This is a genomic window from Limibacillus sp. MBR-115 (assembly GCF_040549425.1).
Taxonomy (GTDB): Bacteria; Pseudomonadota; Alphaproteobacteria; order Kiloniellales; family CECT-8803; genus Limibacillus; species Limibacillus halophilus.
In genome coordinates this window covers 74,528-93,519 of the sequence record NZ_JBEPTJ010000004.1, presented here as the reverse complement: position 1 = coordinate 93,519, position 18,992 = coordinate 74,528, and the positions used below count along the sequence as shown (strand labels likewise).

Annotated in this window: 18 protein-coding genes; 12 read left to right on the top strand and 6 right to left on the bottom strand. The window is 59.0% G+C overall.

What is annotated here, in order from left to right:
• Positions 1-238: 238 nt before the first annotated feature.
• Positions 239-1,051 (top strand): DUF3108 domain-containing protein, encoded by an 813-nt coding sequence (locus ABIE63_RS10120; RefSeq protein WP_354504362.1) that lies wholly within the window; start codon positions 239-241, stop codon positions 1,049-1,051.
• Between the two features lie 106 nt (positions 1,052-1,157).
• Complete coding sequence (locus tag ABIE63_RS10115) at positions 1,158-2,882, top strand: ABC transporter ATP-binding protein (RefSeq protein WP_354504360.1); 1,725 nt, start codon at positions 1,158-1,160, stop codon at positions 2,880-2,882.
• 9 nt (positions 2,883-2,891) lie between these two features.
• Here ABIE63_RS10115 and ABIE63_RS10110 read toward each other — a convergent pair whose 3' ends face one another.
• The 5 genes from ABIE63_RS10110 to ABIE63_RS10090 form a co-directional block, all read right to left on the bottom strand.
• The gene (locus ABIE63_RS10110) at positions 2,892-3,647 is read right to left on the bottom strand and encodes a TylF/MycF/NovP-related O-methyltransferase (RefSeq protein ID WP_183417421.1); all 756 of its coding nucleotides are present in this window, start codon (positions 3,645-3,647) and stop codon (positions 2,892-2,894) included.
• A 51-nt stretch (positions 3,648-3,698) separates the two neighbouring features.
• On the bottom strand, positions 3,699-4,445 hold the full coding sequence (locus ABIE63_RS10105) for a hypothetical protein (RefSeq protein ID WP_183417420.1): 747 nt from the start codon (positions 4,443-4,445) through the stop codon (positions 3,699-3,701).
• Between the two features lie 25 nt (positions 4,446-4,470).
• Positions 4,471-5,910 carry a class I SAM-dependent methyltransferase gene (locus ABIE63_RS10100; protein WP_354504358.1) on the bottom strand — a complete coding sequence of 480 codons (1,440 nt, stop codon included), beginning with the start codon at positions 5,908-5,910 and terminating at the stop codon, positions 4,471-4,473.
• A gap of 89 nt (positions 5,911-5,999) precedes the next feature.
• A complete protein-coding gene (locus ABIE63_RS10095; RefSeq protein WP_354504355.1) occupies positions 6,000-7,319 on the bottom strand; it encodes a glycosyltransferase N-terminal domain-containing protein in 1,320 nt (439 codons plus the stop codon).
• A complete protein-coding gene (locus tag ABIE63_RS10090; RefSeq protein WP_354504353.1) occupies positions 7,309-8,463 on the bottom strand; it encodes an ELM1/GtrOC1 family putative glycosyltransferase in 1,155 nt (384 codons plus the stop codon). The genes ABIE63_RS10095 and ABIE63_RS10090 overlap by 11 nt, the downstream gene beginning before the upstream one ends.
• 204 nt (positions 8,464-8,667) lie before the next feature.
• Between ABIE63_RS10090 and ABIE63_RS10085 the strand changes: the two genes are divergently transcribed.
• The 4 genes from ABIE63_RS10085 to ABIE63_RS10070 all read left to right on the top strand — a co-directional run bounded on the left by ABIE63_RS10085 (position 8,668) and on the right by ABIE63_RS10070 (position 12,266).
• Entirely contained in the window at positions 8,668-9,423 is a 756-nt protein-coding gene (locus tag ABIE63_RS10085; protein ID WP_354504351.1) for a 2,3-diphosphoglycerate-dependent phosphoglycerate mutase, read from the top strand.
• 110 nt (positions 9,424-9,533) lie between these two features.
• Positions 9,534-10,301 (top strand): sterol desaturase family protein, encoded by a 768-nt coding sequence (locus tag ABIE63_RS10080; RefSeq protein WP_221205916.1) that lies wholly within the window; start codon positions 9,534-9,536, stop codon positions 10,299-10,301.
• A gap of 10 nt (positions 10,302-10,311) precedes the next feature.
• A complete protein-coding gene (locus ABIE63_RS10075; RefSeq protein ID WP_354504349.1) occupies positions 10,312-11,457 on the top strand; it encodes a dATP pyrophosphohydrolase in 1,146 nt (381 codons plus the stop codon).
• Complete coding sequence (locus ABIE63_RS10070) at positions 11,454-12,266, top strand: nucleotidyltransferase family protein (protein ID WP_354504347.1); 813 nt, start codon at positions 11,454-11,456, stop codon at positions 12,264-12,266. Before ABIE63_RS10075 ends, ABIE63_RS10070 begins: the two co-directional genes overlap by 4 nt.
• On the opposite strand, the gene ABIE63_RS10065 is transcribed toward ABIE63_RS10070, so the two are convergent.
• Positions 12,239-12,964, bottom strand: a complete 726-nt coding sequence (locus tag ABIE63_RS10065; RefSeq protein WP_354504573.1) for a phosphocholine cytidylyltransferase family protein — start codon at positions 12,962-12,964, stop codon at positions 12,239-12,241. The two genes, ABIE63_RS10070 and ABIE63_RS10065, sit on opposite strands and share 28 nt — an antisense overlap.
• A gap of 110 nt (positions 12,965-13,074) precedes the next feature.
• On the opposite strand from ABIE63_RS10065, the gene ABIE63_RS10060 reads away from it, so the two are divergent.
• From ABIE63_RS10060 to ABIE63_RS10035, 6 genes are all read left to right on the top strand, one after another.
• Positions 13,075-13,995, top strand: a complete 921-nt coding sequence (locus ABIE63_RS10060; protein WP_354504345.1) for a metallophosphoesterase — start codon at positions 13,075-13,077, stop codon at positions 13,993-13,995.
• An 87-nt stretch (positions 13,996-14,082) separates the two neighbouring features.
• Positions 14,083-14,514 carry an HIT family protein gene (locus tag ABIE63_RS10055; RefSeq protein ID WP_354504343.1) on the top strand — a complete coding sequence of 144 codons (432 nt, stop codon included), beginning with the start codon at positions 14,083-14,085 and terminating at the stop codon, positions 14,512-14,514.
• A 23-nt stretch (positions 14,515-14,537) separates the two neighbouring features.
• Positions 14,538-15,737, top strand: coding sequence for an LptF/LptG family permease (locus ABIE63_RS10050; protein WP_183417410.1), 1,200 nt, complete (start codon positions 14,538-14,540; stop codon positions 15,735-15,737).
• On the top strand, positions 15,734-16,801 hold the full coding sequence (locus ABIE63_RS10045) for an LptF/LptG family permease (protein WP_183417409.1): 1,068 nt from the start codon (positions 15,734-15,736) through the stop codon (positions 16,799-16,801). The genes ABIE63_RS10050 and ABIE63_RS10045 overlap by 4 nt, the downstream gene beginning before the upstream one ends.
• A gap of 68 nt (positions 16,802-16,869) precedes the next feature.
• Positions 16,870-18,021, top strand: a complete 1,152-nt coding sequence (locus ABIE63_RS10040; protein ID WP_354504340.1) for a CDP-alcohol phosphatidyltransferase family protein — start codon at positions 16,870-16,872, stop codon at positions 18,019-18,021.
• The gene (locus ABIE63_RS10035; RefSeq protein ID WP_354504337.1) at positions 17,994-18,992 is read left to right on the top strand and encodes a diacylglycerol kinase family protein; all 999 of its coding nucleotides are present in this window, start codon (positions 17,994-17,996) and stop codon (positions 18,990-18,992) included. The genes ABIE63_RS10040 and ABIE63_RS10035 overlap by 28 nt, the downstream gene beginning before the upstream one ends.

Below are 18,992 nucleotides of genomic sequence, written 5' to 3'. Positions count from 1 at the left end.
ATTGTCTGTTCTGTCCGAATCCAGCCGAATTCGATCATTCGGTCTCGCGGGCTTACCTGCGGCTTCATATAAGAGATTGCCGCAGAGTTCAAACCTTAGCTGCGTTGAGGGTCAACAGGTGTTGATCGCAATAGCGGGGAGGATTCCCGGGACCGCTACGTAGAGTGTTACAATTGCGATCCTCTTCCAATGTGAATCCTGCGGGCCTATTTTGCAGTAGATGGAGATTCAGAAACGAATGAACATAACGAAGCTGCAGCGGTTCTTTTTTGCTCCAATCGCCGTCACCCTATCCCTATTGGTGACGCCGGTTATCGCTGCCGAACCCACGGGTTTCCGCCTGTCATACGATATCTACGTGGCAGGCATATACAGCATGAAAGCCGACCTTCTGGTCGCTATGGACCGCGAATCCTATAGCGTCGAATTGCATATGGAAAAGGATGGGTTGCCGGCCTTTTTCTCACCTATGTTCACTGTTGACGCCACCGCCCGCGGTTCGCGCGATGAAGAGCGCTTCAAACCACATTATTTCCGCACCGAGTACCGCAAAGAGAAGAAGTTCCGTTGGTCGGAGGTATCTCACGGCGAAGACGCGTCTGCGTTGATGGCTTCGCCGGACCCGGTCCAGGATGATGAGCGCGAGGCCATAGCGGAGGACTTGCGGCGCCAAAGTTTCGACCCGTTGAGTAGCTTTGCCTGGATGCTGGAACGCGCCGAAAACCGCAACGACTGCACCGCCAGAGAGCTGGTGTTCGACGGGCGCAGACTTTACGACATGACCATTGAACATTTGCCCGAGAAAGGTTCCGACGGCAGTTTCTTCTGTGAAATGCGGCTCGATTGGATGGCCGGGTTCACCGACAAGGAACGGCGCCAAGCCCCCTATCCGGACGGCTTGAAGTTCACATTGGTCCGTGCTTATGACGGCGGGCCCATCATTCCACGCCTGATCGAAGCGAAGATCGGTATGGGTGATGTGCGCGTCGAACTGGATAAGGTTTCCAGGCTTTCCCCCGAGCAGGTCGCCGAGCGCCTGCCAAGTCAGTAACTCCGCGTCTCAATAACCGTCCCGGGCATTTGCGAATGAACCGGTCCTGCGGCATGATGGCCGCCAGCAAACCGAACTCGCCCGATACCAAGGATACTCGCTTTTTATGCGCCACCTCCTGAAGGTTTTCTTCAAGTCTCCGGACGCCAATCCCTGGACGGTCTTGATCGCGCTGGTTCTGGCGTCCTTTGCCGAGGGACTCGGCATGGCGAGCTTCCTGCCCTTGCTGTCGGTGGCGATGAACCAGAGCGCCGAGGGATCGCTTGCCTATGATCTGATTTCGGGTCTACTTGGTTCCATCGGATTGAGCGTCAACCTGATGAACCTGTTGTCGCTCATTGTCGTGGCGGTCATCCTCAAGGCGACTCTGACAATTGTCGCCATGAATCATGTGGCGCATGCGGTGGCCCGTGTTTCGACCGGTCTGCGGGCGCGCTTGTTGAAGAACGTCATGGCCGCGCGTTGGTCCTATTTCACGTCACAGCCGGTTGGCCGGATGGCGAACGCCGTCAGCGTCGACGCAACGCAGGCGGGGCAGAGTTATTTCATGGCCGCGCGGGTCATGGCGGAGTCGATACGCGCGCTGGTGCTGATTATCGTCGCCCTTACGATTTCGTGGGAGGCCGCTCTTTACGCCATCATCGTCGGTGTCAGCATCGCTGGGTCCTTGAACTTCCTGGTACGCCTTTCAAAAAAGGCGGGTTACCGGCAGCAAAAGCGTACGGCCGAGCTTGTGATCCACCTCAGCGATGCGCTCAACAATATGAAACCCCTCAAAGCCATGGCCAAACACGAAGGCCTTGAGAGGTTGTTCACCGATCGCATCGCTCAGCTGCAAAAAGCCCTCCATCGACAAGTCATTTCCAACGTCGCCCGCACCTCTGCCGAGGAGGTCTTGATCGTCCTGGTCATGACGATCAGTTTCTTCATCGCCACGGACGTCATGGGTTCGCCGGTAACGCCCTTGTTGGTCGTCGGCGTCATCTTGATCCAGACCCTGGGCGCGGTCGGTAAAGTGCAGCAGTATTTCCAGAAGTCAGTTGTGTTCGAAGCGGCGCACGTTGCCGTGCAGAGCCTCATAAAAGAAGCGCGCAAAGAACAGGAAAGCAACCAAGGGCGCGGCGTCCCGTCGCTCAATCAGAGCATAGAGCTGGACAAGGTATCCTTCGGCCACAAGGACCTGCCGATCCTCAAGGATTTCTCGGCGCGCATCGTAGCCAACCGAATCTATGTGCTGACCGGCCCCTCAGGCGCCGGCAAGACCTCGATCATCGACCTGATCCTGGGGTTGCACCGGCCGCAAAGCGGTCAGGTTCTTCTCGATGGCCGGTCATTGGAAGATCTGGATCTGCACCAGTGGCGCGGCATGGTCGGGTACGTACCCCAGGAACTAGCTCTGTTCCATGACACCGTGCGCGCCAACGTCACGCTGGGCGACCCGCGCATCAGCGAGGTCGATGTGGAGGAGAGCCTGAAAGTCGCGGGGGCCTGGGACTACGTAACCAAGCTTCCGGAGGGCCTGGACACCGTGGTAGGCGAACGCGGCACCCGTCTATCGGGTGGCCAGCGTCAGCGGGTCGCGCTTGCCAGAGCCCTTGCGCTGAAGCCCAAGCTCCTGCTTCTCGACGAGGTGACCAGCGCGCTCGATCCGAAATCGGAACAGGATATCTGCAAGCGCATCCGCGCGTTGGCAGGACAGGTGACGATCATTGCCGTCACTCACCGACCCGCTCTGCTGGCGGTCGCCGACGAAGTCTGGCATCTGGACAGCGGCCGGATCACGTCCAGCACCTCTGAAACCGCCAAAAGTCCGGTCGATCAAAAGGCCTAACTGAGCAAATTATTGCTTAATGACCAGAGATTGGGCGGTCGGAAGAGAAAGTACCGCCTCTGGCTTGTCGGCGAAGAATTCATCCACCGCTTTCTTCGCGCCCGGACAGTTGGCGGACCCGTAATCGTCACAAAGAATCATGCCGCCAGGACTGGTCCGGGGATAGAAGAACGCCAGTGCGTCCAAAGTCGGCTCGTAAAGATCCACATCGACATGGACGAGGGAGAAACGCTTACCCTCTACATCGGGGAAACGCTCTGGAATCCAGCCCTTGTGAACCTCGATGTGTCCGGCGTAATCACGCAGATTGTCGCGGAAGGTGGCTTCGGCCACGGCCAATTCGCCGCTTTCCCAAACATGCTGGGATTCTTTGGCGACGTCGTGCTCTCCAGGTTCCGATAAACCCGCAAAAGAGTCGAACGCGTGAAGCGTCTTATCGCCGTCCCGGCCCATACCCGCGGCGATAAAAAGAGTCGAAGCGCCGAAACGCACACCGCACTCGGCGATGTCCCCGGGCAAATGCCTTGTTTTGCGGCTGGCTTCCAGCAGGACATAACAGCGGTCGTAGGGAATGTGTACGATCTCGCGTTCCTCGATGACTTTCTGCACCGCAAGAAACTCAGAATCCGTCTGCCAGATGATGTGACGGCGATAGATGTTGAAGCCGTACCGCCGCGCGATGCGCTTCAACCGGCTATAGGCGAAGCGTCTGCGCCGGTTCCAAAGGAAGCCGCCCTTCGGGTCCTTGACGAACCTGTTGCTCATGAATACCGGCTCCCTTTCCCCTGCGCCCATTCCGGCGCACGTGAGCCAGCCTTAACTGCTTTCAATGTTAATCGTCAAGGTTCGACGCAACTTATCCGGATCATCGCCAGTCATTGGCCAGACCGCATGCCAGGAAAAATCCGTTTTGATGAATACGAGGCACTGGTTTCTCTGGAAGGGGAAGGTTCTGACGCGCTCCACCTCGTCGAAATCCAGATAGTTGTTGACCCGATTGAAAGCCCGGCTGCGATCCTTTGGCCAAACCATCGAGGTGCCGCCGCCCCAGCTCTCGTCCCACTCACCCTCATCAAGCATTGGGATCACCATGGTGATCAACTTTTTCGCATGATCGCTGTGCGGCAGGATATTGCCGCCTGTAATGGGCATGGCGGAGAATTCAAACCGTGCCTTCAGGCGGGGAAAATGAGGCACCGGGTTGCCACGTTTGATGGCGCGGAGCTTGAGATAGAGTCGTTCGCGCAAAGCGGGCATGGGAAACCCCAGGTCGATGTTGTGCCGCAACAACATCGCCAGCGCCCCCTCGATGAACTTGGGTGATTTGATATAGGCATGAAACCGTCGCCAGGGCGGCGTTTCACGAATGAAACGGTTGTACTCGGCAGGATTGTTCACTTGCGACAGCGAGTACTTGCCACCCTTATCGGGCTTGAAGCGCATCTTGTCCGCGGAGGGAAAGCTCGCAACCAGCGCACGATACTCCGCCTCAGGCAACGCCGGTCGCGTCACGCCGATTGGATAAGGCTCGTATGCAAGCTCCATGTTGTCATAGTTCAGCATCGCCGTTTCTCTTGCGTCCTTGCGCTCAAGCTGCCTGACGCTGAGCGCCAGTACCGTCTTGCAGGCGACGCCGCTTGCCTATCCTGGTTTTCTCAATCGTGCAGAGCGTCCAATGAACCCCCGGTTTGCGACGCGCCGCGGTTTCAAGTTGGCCGGCCCACCATTCCGGACTAAGCAGCGTGCAGTGCGCGTTCTCGCCATTGGGCAGCGTTTTGCGGGCTGGATAGCAAGCGGCAACCACATAGACGAACTTGCGGGCCGCGCCGAATATCTCATCCAGCACCCAACCGATATCCTCTTCGGGAATGTGTTCCAGGACATCCGTGGAGATAACCCCGTCGAATGGACCCTCATAAGGATCGGAAAAGGGTTTGTACCCTGGGTCATAGCAAGTCACCGTCACGCCTGGAAGCTGCGCGTGTCGCCGCAGACGGCTGCTGTCGGGTTCACCTGGCAAGCGGTCGTAGAACAGCGCCTTGCCACAACCATAGTCAAGCAGGCTCGAAGCACCGTGCCTGCCGCAAAGCTTGCCGATATCGGCGAGATGCCGGGCCAGCGACTTGCCGCTGAAGGTCTGCTGCGGCTCCAACTCCAGAGTCTGTTCGCCCTGCTCGTGAAGGATACGGTACTGCTCCAGCATCTCCGTGAAACGACGGCTGGGGCGTTCCTTCGTGAAGGGCGTGTATCCGGCTTCATCGGCGGCGCGCTCAAGCGCGAACCAAACTTCACCGTCGGGGTGCGGTTTATAGAGCAATTGATCGGGAAACGGCTGCCAAGGCTGGGTCTGCAAGGTCGTGAAGTGGAAGCACTTCGACTTGCCCTGCTCGAACTCCTCATCGCGCGCATTCCATTCGCCGGGAAGCTGGCCCCAGAGGTTGTTGCCATGGGTGATATCGCGAAAGTAACGATGCTTACGGCCCGCCTTGGCTTCGTCAATCGACCAGAACGTCGCCATTTTCTCGCAATCGATCAGCAGAACCGATGTCTCACGCCCGGTAATGCCGAGAATCCCCGCGCCGTCCATCTCCAGATCGAACAGCTCGGCCGGGTCCGACAGATAGACCTGATCGACATCATTGTAGATCGCACGACCTTGACCGCCGGCCATCGCGGGAATCGCGTAACGGTAATTCGTGAAGCCGGTCTTCCAGCCGCGCCGGTCGTACCCCTTCAGATCCTTCATGATGTAAATTTCGTAGACCCGGGCCGGATCGCGGACTTGCTTGACCGACCAGATAAAGACTCGCTCGGCGCGGTATTGTGAAGGCTCGGTACCGAGAAAAATTCTAACGGGTGGTTTGCTGCTCGGGGGCACGCCTGGATCGACGTCGAAACGCACAACCTCGGGAAAATCGCGGATGCCCTCCGGGCGATCCCGATCCTTGCGAAACCAGAAGCCCGGCTTGCGGTGGTGCCAGTAGGTCTTGAACTGCGCTTCTTTCTTGAACTCGTCGGCCACGGCCAATTCACGTCTGCCTTATCGGCAGGCGGCTCCAATCTGAAATCCGTCTATCGGTTTTAGCTTATAGAATATGGAAGCGCCCGTCGCCAATGCTAGATGGTGCGTCCGGCTTGTGTCACATCAACTTGCGCCCGGTATTCTTCCCAAGCTTCCTTCAATACCTTGCTGACAATTGTCAGCTCACCCGGATAGCGGGCCAGCAGTTGCAGAATGAAGGCTTGCTCCTTCTCGCGGCTGTGCCCGGGCGAATAGGCGTTGGCTGTCGTTTTGTCCCCCGGATAGCTGCCTTCGGGATGCTGGAACAGGTCGACGCCTGCGACAATCAATCGCTGAGGGCGCAAGGCGACCGCTGTCGCCAGCATGCAAGCGCCATTCGTTGGGCGCAAATGTTCCCAATCGAAGTCCCAAAGCAATGGTGTCGTATCGCCAACATGGAAAAACCGGCTGGCGGGCAACAGTGGGTTGAACACGCGTTCGCGTACCAGACGCGATTCAGCACCTCGCGACTGCAAGCCGAAAATAGCCTGCCGAACAACCCTGAGACTTTGCTTGGCACCGGTGAAGACCACATCAGGCTGCGCGAGAAAGCCGCGTTCCAGCCACGAATGATTGACTCGGAACAGAGCATCGTAGGACATATCCTTCAACGATGGGTCTTCCGACGAAGGTCCGTTGCCCAGACAGAGGATCGTCTGCGGCGCGCCGAGAATTCCTGACAGTTCCTCCAACCCGCGATACCGCTTCATCCGCCATGCAAGGCGTTCATTCCATTGATCGCGTTCGGTCAGATTGAGCAGTTTCCCGGCCAGCCCCTTGCGCGATGCGGAGCCTGATGCTTTCAGATCGCGGGCCATGATGGCCTGTAATCGGGCGACGCAAGCCTCTGCATCCAACGGCTCCAGCGGCGGGCTCTGGTCCGATCGGGCTTGCGCAGGCGTCGCGCCAATCAGGAAAACCCGCTCCAGCAGTCTTTTCAGGCTATCTGGAAAGGCGTCACCCGGCGTCGTAGGTCCGGCTACGCCAACCAGCGAAATGCCCCGTGCGCGAAGCCCGTCTACCAAGCGGCCGTCGGGGCGACCGGGGCCTTCCAGAAAAACCGCGGCCCGCAGCCTCAAGCGCGGCAGAAAAAGCTTAAGTGATAGCGCATTGCCAAACGGCGCGGGGACTATCCGCGCTGACGGGAACCGTGTTTCAAGCCAATCAGCCAGGGTCGCGGCCTGCCCGCCATTCCCTCCCGGCGAAACGGTCAGGAGGACCGCCAACCGCGTGTCGCGCCCTGAGAGTCCCTCGATCAATGGCGCCGCGCGCTCGAAGTCATCCCGGCTTGCGCCGAAGAACCAAATTGCCCGTTCGTCCAGCGGTTTTGGGAACCCCAACCGAGAAGCAATGTCCTTGCAACCTTTATGCATCATCGGACCCTTCGCCGAATCGCACATCCTCGCCGAGTAATTTCCAGACCTGATCGGAAACATCCGCAAACGCGCTTGAAGGCCTTGGCGCCGCCAGATTGATCTTACCGGCGAACAACTCGCCCCGCCCTTCCGCCTTCAGCAGCCGGTGCATCAAGTCCAGATCGCGCAGCGGCGTCATCCAGCCGTGTCCGATCAGAAATCTGACACATGTGGCCAGCGGGCCGCGACCTTCGGCCCTGCGCGTCAGACTCGCAATCATTCGCTGTTTAGCCGTCAAGGGTCGCGGCTCCAATGGATAGATCGTCAGCGGCTTCTCGGTGGCAACCGCCTCGGCCAGCATCGACTCGCTCTCGCCCGTGACGACAAGGCAATCGGCCGCGGCGAGGTAGGCGAGATAGGGATTATCTGCGGCATCAGGTCGCCAAAGATGAAGGTGTGCGTCGGGCGCGGCCTCTCGAATCGCATGGATTGCGGATTCTGGCGTGCGGCGGCTCGTGACGATTGCCAGACTTAATTCGGCTTTCTTTGCGGCGGAAGTAACTGCGGCGGCCATCGTGCCCGCAAAGGTCGCCGTCAGGCGATGCTGTGCGGTCGGGCCGCCTATGAGGAACAGGGCGCGCGGCGACGGCAATTCACGGAGGGGGTCGCCAATCCGCGCCAATTCGGCCTCCAGCAAGGCCGCATGCACTTGCGTCGGCGGCGACACGATGGTGCGCCGATGCGCGTGGGGGGGAAGCTGAAAATGCGCGCAGACCAGGGCTAGGTCGACATCCGCCATGCCGTTGGCGGCCTTGCGCCCCAACAGAACGATTCGGGTGCGACCGCCGCTTTGCTTCTTGATCCACCGCGCCGGTGGCACCGACCGGCGTCCCATGGCGATCACCAAATCCGGCCAAGGTGCTTGCAATGGCGCGCTCTTGTCGGTGTCGACAGATAGCAAGCTGCCGCCCAATAAGGGGTTGGGCAGCTTGTTGAGCCAGGAAAAAACCATTGGCTTTTCCACGCCAGTCACGCCCAGCAGACGCGCCAGGCCGCGCACCTGGGTACGATGACCCGGGCGGTCGTCTAGTAACAGCCACACTTTTGGTTCGGATATCTTCGACCTTTGCGCGACTTTACCTCTTGGCGTCTCTGGTGCCGACATTTCGTTCCTACGGCCGTCCTTGCAAGCAACTAAGCGGGTGTCCAACCGATAGGCCCCGTGGTATGCCGCCCCCGACCTTTTTCCACAAGCAAATGGGCGGTATAAAAAGCGTCTTGGAGGCGATAAAACTCCAGAAGAAGGCCTCCGGGCCACACGACCCTTAGGCTCTTCATTGGGCCGCTAACATCACAGAATCGCTTTATTATGCCAACACTTGTTCTCATACGTCACGGCGCCACACGTTGGGGTCAGGAAAATCGCTTCGCGGGTTGGGGCGATACACCGCTCAGCGTGGCTGGGTGGACAGAGGCGCGGAAAGCCGCCCAAACCCTGCGGCGCGCGAACCTGGAGTTCGATGTCGCTTACTGTTCGCGGCTGCTACGGGCGCGGGAAACCCTGGAGGCGATTACCGAAACGATGGCGGCTGAATCGCTGCCGGTCGTTGTCGATTGGCGGCTCAACGAACGCCACTACGGACAACTACAAGAAGTGACGCGTCCCGCCGCAATTGCAGAGCACGGAAATGCGCAGGTCGTGGCTTGGCGGCGCGACTACCATGCGGTGCCGCCGCTACTGGAAGACGATGATCCGCGGTGGCTGGAGCAGGTCGCGCGTTTCGCCGACATCGACCCGACGCGCCTACCCAGGGGTGAGAGCCTGGGCGACGCCGCTGCGCGGGTGCGGCCAGTGTTCGAGGAGGAGATCGGCCCGGCTCTAAAGGCCGGGAAACGCGTACTGGTGGTGGCCCATACCAGTTCCATACGCGGGCTGGCCCGGGTGATCGAGAACCTAGACGATGAAGCCAGTGCGGCCTTTCGTATTGCCACCGCCATCCCCCGAATCTATCAACTGGACGACGACTTAACCCCCCAATCGTCGCAGGATCTAGCCGGCGGCGGGCGGGCGGGTGTCCGCTATTGGGCCAACAAGTTGAAACCACGCGGGCTCGGCCGTTTCTGACGTGGACGCCCTGGACTGCTTAGCGATGAACCAAGACCTGACCTAGCCTTGCTGAAAGGGCCCATGGAGACTATCTTTACGGCAGATTCTCAATACAGGAGAGCAGCAGAGTGGAAATCCGCTGGGGCGTCTGGTCGGCGCGCAAGTATTTTTTGGACAAGATGACGCTGGGCGACCTAGTGCGGGCCTACTTCACCTACTATGCCATCATGGCCTATCTGCTGCTGGCGGTCCTTTCAATCATTGCCGCCGTCGCCTGGAACCAAGATACCGTCATGTCGCTGTTCGCCGCGGCCCTGGTGGTGCCCGTCTACCCCTTCATCTGGTACCTGCTGCACCGCTTCGTGCTGCACGGCCGCTATCTTTACAAAAGCGCCGCGACCGCCAGCCTGTGGAAGCGCATTCATTTCGATCACCATCAGGACCCCAACGATTTAGGCATTCTGTTCGGTGCGCTCTACACGACGCTACCGACCATTTTGGTCGTGACCTTGCCGATCGGTTGGGTCTTGGCCGGACCGGGCGGCGCCGCGGCGGCCTTGGCGTCAGGGCTCATCACCACCTGCTTTTACGAGTTCTGCCATTGCATTCAGCACCTACCTTTCAAACCCGAATATGAATGGTTGAAGCAGATTAAGAAGTTGCACCTGGCTCACCACTTCCATAACGAGCAGGGCAATTTCGGCATCACGAATTTTGCCGCCGACAAGATGCTCGGCACCTATTACGCCCGTCCCAAGGACATCGCCCGAAGCGCAACCGTCTTCAACCTGGGCTATACCGCCCAAGAGGCGGAGCGTTATCCGTGGGTTGCGCGCCTCTCGCCGGAGCGACGGGACGAGGCGCCCCGCAAGACGGATACTCCAGAAGCGGCGTAGAGCACTTTTGATGCCACACAGCGAGATCAGCGTCGTTCCCGTCGCAAACCGCCGCGACCTGAAGCGCTTTGTTCGGTTGCCCGCACGCATCATGGCGTCGGACCCAAACTACATTCCCCAACTCACATTGGAGCGGTTGCTGAACCTCAGCCCGAAGCACAACCCCTATTTCGAGCACGCCGAAGCGGCCTTCTGGCTTGCTTATCGCGGGGAAGATTGCGTCGGTCGAATCAGCGCCCAGATCGATAGCATTTATCTGGAACGCTACCAAGACTGGACCGGACACTTCGGGTTTCTCGACGCTGTCGACGACCCGGCGGTATTTGCAGCGCTTTTCGAGACCGCGGAGTCCTGGCTTAAGCAACGCGGGATGAAACGGGCGCTAGGCCCCTTCAGCCTATCCATCAACGAGGAAACCGGTTTGTTGATCGACGGGTTCGACACGCCGCCATACGTCATGATGGGACACGCCCAGCCTTATTACGGCCCCCGGGTTGAAGAGCAAGGCTACGGTAAGGCCAAGGACATAGTGGCCTATGCCCATGGGTCTTTGAATTCGCGTCCCCCGCTCACCGACAAGCTGGTGAACAGAGCGCTGCGCGGGGTCGACGTGGAGTTCCGCGCCATTGATTGGAAGAACTTCGAACGCGATCTAAATCTCATCGTCGATATCTTCAACGACGCCTGGTCCGGCAACTGGGGATTCGTCCCCATGACCGAGTCCGAAATCAGCAACCTCGCTAAAACCATAAAGCCGATCATCACTCCCGAATTCGGCTGCATTGCCGAGATAGACGGAGAAGCAGCGGCCATGGTGGTGACGCTTCCCAACATTAACGAAGCAATTCGCGATTTCGGCGGACGGCTCTTCCCGTTCAACTGGGTAAAGCTGCTGTGGCGGCTGAAGGTTTCCGGTGTGGAATCCGTGCGCATGCCTTTGATGGGCGTGCGTCAAAAGTATCAATCTACAAATCTCGGCGCGGCTCTTGCGCTAGGTATCATCGAGAATGTCCGCATTTTCCATCAAGGTCGAGGCAACGTTAATGCCGAGCTTGGCTGGGTGCTGGAAGACAACCACGGGACTCATAAGATCATCGAGGCGATGGGTGCTGAAATCTACAAGACCTACCGGGTTTACGAGAAGGACTTGCTGTGACCAGCGCCACGGAGAAACTCGCGGCCATCGTCTTGGCCGGACGCCGCAGGAGCGGCGATCCACTCGCCAATGCTCTCGGATTACCCGACAAATGGATGGTGGAAATCGGCGGCAAGCAAATGCTGTCACGAGTCTTGAATGCGTTACACGAAAGTGAGCGCTTCAACCAAATTCTGGTGGTCAGCGATGCCCCGGAAGCGGTGCGCGAGAGCGAGACGGCCCAGCGGATCAATGCGCTCGGGCAACTCCGGATTCTGACGCCAGCGGGAAGCCCCGCCAGCAGCGTGCTGGAGGCTCTCGCAAAGCTCCCCGAGGAAACCGGGGTTCTGCTGACGACCGCCGACCACGCTTTGCTCCAGGCCGGTCAGATCAAGGCGTTCCTGGACGGCGCGCCTGAAGATGCCGATTTCGTGGCCGCGCTGGCCGATGTGGAAGCCTTGCAGCGCCGCTTCCCCGAGGTCAAGAGAACGGCTTGGCGTTTCAGTGACCAAAAGGTAGCAGGCTGCAATCTTTTCCTGATGCGCGGGAAGCCTGCTCGAAATCTGCTGACGCTTTGGCGGAGTGTCGAGGCAGACCGGAAGCGGCCCTTACGCATTCTGCGGCGCTTTGGGCTGGGCCTGTTGTTATCTTATCTGCTGGGAAGGCTCTCTTTGCAGCGGGCACTGGATCGTTTGAGCAAGCTCGCCGATTGCAAGATCGCTGCTTTTCACCACCCGGATCCCCTGGTCGGTATCGATGTCGATACGCTCGAGGATTTAAAGCTGGTGGAATCCATTCTGACTCAAGGCCAGGCCGACAACATCTCCTGAGCCCGCCGGTGATCCTGCGGATAATCCACCTCGCACCACTCGAGACCCGCAATAAGCCGGGTCTGGATATCGATTTCCGAGGAAAGCGCGTGGATCGCCGAGAGGTACCAGCGCCGCAGGCCTTCACCGTCGCGCATCCAGTCCTCTAGCATCTGCACGAAGCGATCGGAGCCGGATTTACGGAAGAAAAGAAACCCTATGGACTCGGCCTGGGTCTGCTCCGCAGTCAGCGTTTTACCGATGGCAATCAACCGGGTGCCGTCGAGCCCGACCTTCATGTCATCCTCGTCGTACTGAGCCTTCTGATCGATGGCCAAGGTAATCGGCGCGTCGGGGCTGGTGACCACCCGCGCGGCAAGATCGCGGTGGAACAATGTATCGCCGTTGATCAAGAATACGTCGCCCTGAAGCTCAGAGCGCGCCATCCAGCAACTCGCTAGATTGTCGGCCACTGAATAAAAGGGATTGAAAAGGCTACGCAGCTTGACCTGCGGGTAGCGCGGCGCCAAGTCTTCAAGAGACTTATCGAAAAGTTCGCTATTGTACCCCGTCACGAAAACAATTTCCGTTACGCCATTAGCCGCAAGAGAATCGACCTGCCACGCAAAAAGCGGACGGCCCTGGATATCAAGCAACGCTTTTGGGGTATTCTCGGTCAGAGGCAACAACCTCTTGCCCTGACCGGCGGACAGGATCACTGCTTTCAACGTCCGAAAACCTCTGTTCAGGATAAAAGTGGGATGGTCTTCAATGAGCACAAAGCCCTATCATCACAATGGCATATTTGAACGCAAACCGCCACGGCCCAATGTATCTTCTAGCACATCTGTCTGACCCACACGTCCCGCCTCTGCCACAGCCCGGTTGGCGCGAGCTCGCCAGCAAGCGGGTTCTCGGCTATCTATCGTGGCAACGGCGACGGCGGCACATACATCGGCGCGACGTTCTGGATCGGATCTGCGCGGACCTGGCGGCACAGAACCCCGACCACATTGCCGTCACCGGTGACATTACCAATATTTCCCTACCCGCCGAGTTCCGACAGGCCCGGCGTTGGCTCGATGGCCTGGGTCCGCCAGAGACGGTGTCTCTGGTTCCCGGCAATCATGACGCCTATATCGATCTTTCCTGGGCCGATGGCTGGGGCCATTGGGCCGGATACATGCAAAGTGACAAGGATCCGGGCTCTAAAACGCGCTCAAGCACGTTCCCCTTCATTCGAAAGCGGGGACCTCTTGCCTTGATTGGCCTCTCCAGCGCCGTCGCCACAGCGCCGGGTTTGGCGTCCGGGCGTCTGGGTCCGGAACAGCTTGCCGGCCTGGAACGGCTCCTTGCCGATGCCCGATCGGCCGGTCTGATCAGGGTGGTGTTACTCCATCATCCGCCCTTGGCGGAGGCGGCCTCGGGTCGCAAAGGCCTCGACGACCGACAGGCCTTTGCGGAGGTTGTTGCCCGCGCCGGGGCCGAACTCGTGCTGCACGGGCATAATCACCGTTTCGTCAATCTCACTTTGCCGGGCCCGGATCCGTCGTGCCCGGTTCCCGTTATTGGCGTACCCTCCGCTTCGGCTCTGCCCTATCGCGACCGCCCTGCAGCCCACTATAATCTCTACCGCTTCTACAGCGAGGGGGGACATTGGTACTTGGAAACACGCCAAAGGGGGCTGAATGAGGCGGGAGAAATCGTTGAAATGCCGCAACACTCGCCCAAAAGCATAATTCTGGGTTAAAAGACGCAACAGATCGATCACCTACCGCCTGGTGTAACCAGGGGACTCTGGCAGCCCGAACCTGCAACCAAAAAAGGTAATAGCCATATGAATCCGACAATCGAGAAGTTCGGCTACCCCGATAGCTTGGTTGCCGACTATGCCAACTGGGTGGTTCTGCTACGCCCGGCGCAGGCTACGCTTGGCGCGCTTGTGTTAGCCCACAAATCCAAGGCACAGGCCTTCTCCGACATCAATAAAGAGTCCTTCATGGAACTCGCCCGGGCCGTATCGGACATCGAGACCGCCTTGCGTGCCTTTCGCCCCTATCAGAAGATCAACTACCTGATGCTTATGATGGTGGATCGGGAGGTGCATTTTCACGTGCTGCCGCGCTACGATTCGCCGCAACAGTTTGGCGGCACGACCTTCGCCGATAGCGGTTGGCCCGCAGTGCCGAACCTTGGGAGTGCACCGGATATTGAACCGCACACGCGACAGGCGCTTCTCACAGCATTGAAAGATTGCTGGCCCGCTTGACGGGCAAGCGCGCAGGGCCCTCTATGAAACAGTTGGACTTTTATCTCTTCAGGCTCCTTGCCGCACCATTGGGTGCGACGATGGGCGTTGCCCTGCTCGCCTTGCTTGTCGAACGCATGCTGCGCGTGATGGACTTGGTGCTCGATGCGCATGGCTCGCTCGGATCGGTCCTCAAACTGTTGGCTTTCCTGGCGCCCCATTACATTGGCCTCGCCTTGCCGTTGGCGTTTTTTTTAGCCATCTACGTAGCCTTCAACAATCTTCACAGAAACAACGAGTTGGACGCGCTTTTCTCGGGCGGGGTTAGTCTTTCCAGGTTGACCCGTCCCATGCTGATGATCGCGGTGCTCGTATCTCTCTTAACGCTCACGGTCTTCAACTATCTGCAGCCATACGGTCGGTATGCTTACCGGGCAGCGGTCCACGCCATCACCTACACCTCGCAACTTGCCTATGTTCAAGAAGGCGTGTTCAGAACCTACAAGGGAACCACCTTCATCGCAGAACAGGTATCCAGCGACGGGCAATTTTTCAGGAAGGTCTTCATCTTCTCCGATCGCGACGATCAACCGGTGTCCTTGGTCACGGCGCGTGAAGGGCATCTGGTATCAAAGCGCGACGAGAATGTGCTGCTGCTCCGCCTTTTCGACGGTTTGAGGATCGAGCGAAAAATCTCCAACGGTCTGATTCAGCCTGGCCAAACCAGCAGCGCACTTCACTTTGATGAAACGCGCTGGGTCATACCTATGCAGGAGTATCTGGGATTCCGCGGACGCGGCGAAGACGAGCGGGAGATGACACTTCTTGAGCTGTGGAGGGGGCTCAGCTCCCCCGACACAACTGCGACAAAAGGTGAAATCATAGCCGAGCTTCATGAACGCTTTGTGCGGAGCCTGACCATCTTCATACTCCCTTTCCTGGCCATTCCCCTGGCCATGGGCGGACGCCGTGTGCGGCAGGGCCAAGGGTTGATCGTCGGCTTCGTGATCCTTGTCATCCAGCACGAGTTGTTGAGCCTTGGCGGTGACCTTGTGGAACAGGGGCTGGCCTCGCCCTGGGTGGCCCAATGGGGTTCTCTGGTGCTTCTCGTCACGGTCGCCGCGACTCTGTTTTACAGCGCAGCCTTCAAGGTTCGTCAATCGGAAGGCCGGTTCTTCGATTTGCCTAGCAGGAGGAGAACGCGGCGCATCATCGTTATGGAAGCCGGAGGACGGACACAGTGACCATATTGTCCGGCTACATCGGCCGCCTCCTGCTGATACGGTTCTTGGCGCTTTCCATTGGCCTTGTGCTCTTTGCCCTGGCTTTCGACCTTTTGGAAAATGCTGATGCCGTTGTCGCCAGCACCCGTGTGAATTCACCCCTTTTGAATTATGCACTCTACCGATCGGCAACCCTCGCCTCACGCCTGTTGCCGGTCGCGGCTCTGTTGGCTGCGATCCTTTCCTTCGTGACCATTATCCGGCACAGCGAGCTTGTGGCCCTGTGGAACTCTGGTTTGTCGCCTTTCAGGCAATTTGGAATTTTGCTGCCGGCCGCGGCCGTGCTCGCCATAGTCCAGTACGGCGTCGACAATCAGCTCATGCCGCCGGCTGCCGACGCACTTCGGAAGTGGGGTATCGCTGAGTTCCAACCGGCGCCGCTGCCGACTGACGACAAGGGGCGGCTGTGGGTGCGTAGCGGCAACGATATCGTCAGCTTGCGCTATGATCCCAAGCAGCCGGGCCTCATCACGGATTTGCATATTTTCCGACGGGACGATTCCGGGAAGTTGATCCTGGAAGTAGAATCCGCAATTGCCCGCAAGACCTTTGCCGGATGGCAGTTGAAGGACGCTATCGTTCGTCCTGTCGGCGAGGTGGGGGAAATGACGCGGGGCAGCACCTATGCGTGGCAAGCGGATATCCAGTTGCAAGATATCGAACTGCTGCGCCAGCCGGCTCCCGAGTTACCGCTGGAGGCGTTGCAGCGAATCTCCTCGGCGGATGGCTTTGGCGTCCGCCCCGGTTATATTTTCGAAACCTGGCGGCAGTTCCGCTTCGTGCAGATACTTAATCCGATCCTGTTGGTCTTGTTGGTTGCCGCGGTAGCCCAGCGCTTTCGACGCCGGGGGACCGCGGTATGGCTCATCGTGAACAGCGTATTGGTCGGGTTCTTTTATCAGATTCTAAGCGCGGCAGCGGTTTCCCTGGGGGAAGCAGGATTGCTGCCGGCGATGGCAGCCGCCTGGATTCCACCTTCGGCCCTGACTTGTGGCATTCTTGCCTATGCGATTCGGCTGGAGTGACAGCAAGACCCGCAGCCGATACTTCTATCCCCGCTTCCATAAACCGATGATGGATTACGCTTAGAGATATGACCGAGGGAACCCCAGAAACAACCGTTCTGTTCGTGGGTCGCAGCAATGTACCGCTCTGGACGCTGACGCCACGTGCCCATCTGGAGCGCGCCTTTCGCAAACTGGGCGCGGCAACCTTCGCCAACGCGAGCGAGGTCACGATGTCGAGCGACGCCGGGGATGGCCCCTATATCGCTCTTTGGGACGATTGTGCATTCGACCCGCCGGTTATTCGCGCCTTGTTGCAGGAACCCGGGCCCTTCCTGTTGATTGACGACAGCGGTGCCGGTTTGGCAGCGAAAAGCAACAAGGCAAATGAAGCCGCTGCGGCTCTCGATGACCCGGCGGTCGGCCTGCCCGCTTGGCGTGTCGCCGACCTCGGGAGCGATTACTGGCATGACCTGCGCAAACGGGCCGAACCCCTGGCGCTGCGTGTAACGGAAGCTAACCGACGCGCGGTGGAGTGGCGGCTTTTCATGGGGACATACAAAGGCGTTACCGATGTCGTTACCAAGCACGTCTGGCCCTGGCCTGCTTTCCATGTGACAAAATTCTGCGCCCGTATGGGACTGACGCCCAACATGGTGACGCTGGTTAGCTTGATCATGGTGCTGGCCGCGATGCTCCTTTTTGCGGAAGGTGCCTGGCTACTAGGGCTGCTGGCCGCCTGGATCATGACTTTCCTGGATACCGTCGACGGCAAACTGGCGCGAATCACTTACCAGTACAGCAAGTGGGGCAACGTCTTCGACCACAGTATCGACCTGATACACCCGCCCTTTTGGTACTTGGCATGGGCTTGGGGCGTGCAGGCGGGGCCCCATAGCCTGGAGCCCTCTGTCTACTACGCCAGCCTGGTCGTCATATTCGCCGGATACATCATCCAGCGCCTGATCGAAGGGCTGTTCATCGCGCTCTTCAAGCTGGAGGTTCATGTCTGGCGGCCATTCGACAGCTTCTTCCGTCTGATCACCGCGCGCCGCAACCCCAATCTCCTGCTGCTGACCGCCTCGGCGCTGGTCGGTCGCGAGGACCTTGGCTTGCTGGCCGTTGCGATTTGGACAGCACTGTCTCTCGCAGTGCACCTGCTGCAACTCGGGCAGGCCGCGGCCGCAACGGCCAAAGGTCAAGGTCTGACATCATGGCTGACCAAGCCGCAAAATCGATGAACCGCTTCGGGCTGGTCGTCAACCCACACAGCCAGCGCAACAAGCGCGGTCTTCCTGCGCTCAGGGAGGCCGTGCAGAGTTATGGCGATCTGATCGACTATGTGGAGTTAGACGGGATCGAGGCTCTGGGTCGCACGTTACGGCGTTTCGCCGACGCAGGCTTGCCGCTCGTTGCGATCGCCGGAGGTGACGGTACCGTCGTCGCCAGCATGACCGAGTACCTTGTTCGCCAGCCTGACCTACCGCGCCCGGCCATCGCCATTTTATCCGCCGGCATGACGAACATGACCGCTGCCGACATTGGCCTCAAAGGCAAGGCCGATAAAGCGCTTGCCCGCCTTGTGAAGCGGTTTCAGCGAGGTGAGGCGCTCTGGCGCAGCGAAACGTTGAGACGCAGCCCGATCGTAGTTTCCGGTGGTGGCATGGGCCCGCCCCAGGCGGGTTTCTTTCTCGGCGGCGCCGGAATCTATCAAGGCATAGAATATTGCCGAGACCGTGTGCACACCCTAGGCTTGGAGGCGGGTTGGGCCAATGCCGCCACCATGGCAAGCCTTTTGGTTCAGCAGATGATCGGCGGTCGCTTGCTAAAAGGCCAGAACGTCGACTGGCGTTGGGATGGAGGCGAGAAGCAAAGCGACTCGCTCTCGGTCGTGGTCGCGACTACTCTGGACAGGTTGGTGGTCGGAACCCGACCCTTTTGGAACCAGCCGCGCGATCCGAGCCAACGAAGCGGCTTCAGCGTGACCCTGGTCCAGAAACCCGGAGCGGCGTTTTGGTGGTCGTTGCCGCGGTTGCTTTTCGGGAAGGCCGACCGCAAGCTGAATCCCAAGGGGTGCCATAGCGGGGAAGCAAGAGTTTTGGAACTTTGGATGGACAGTCCCTTTACCATCGACGGACAGCTTTTCGATTGCCATGCGACCGAGCCTCTGAAGGTCGAGTTGGGGCATAGTTTCGAGTTTGTCAGGATCTGA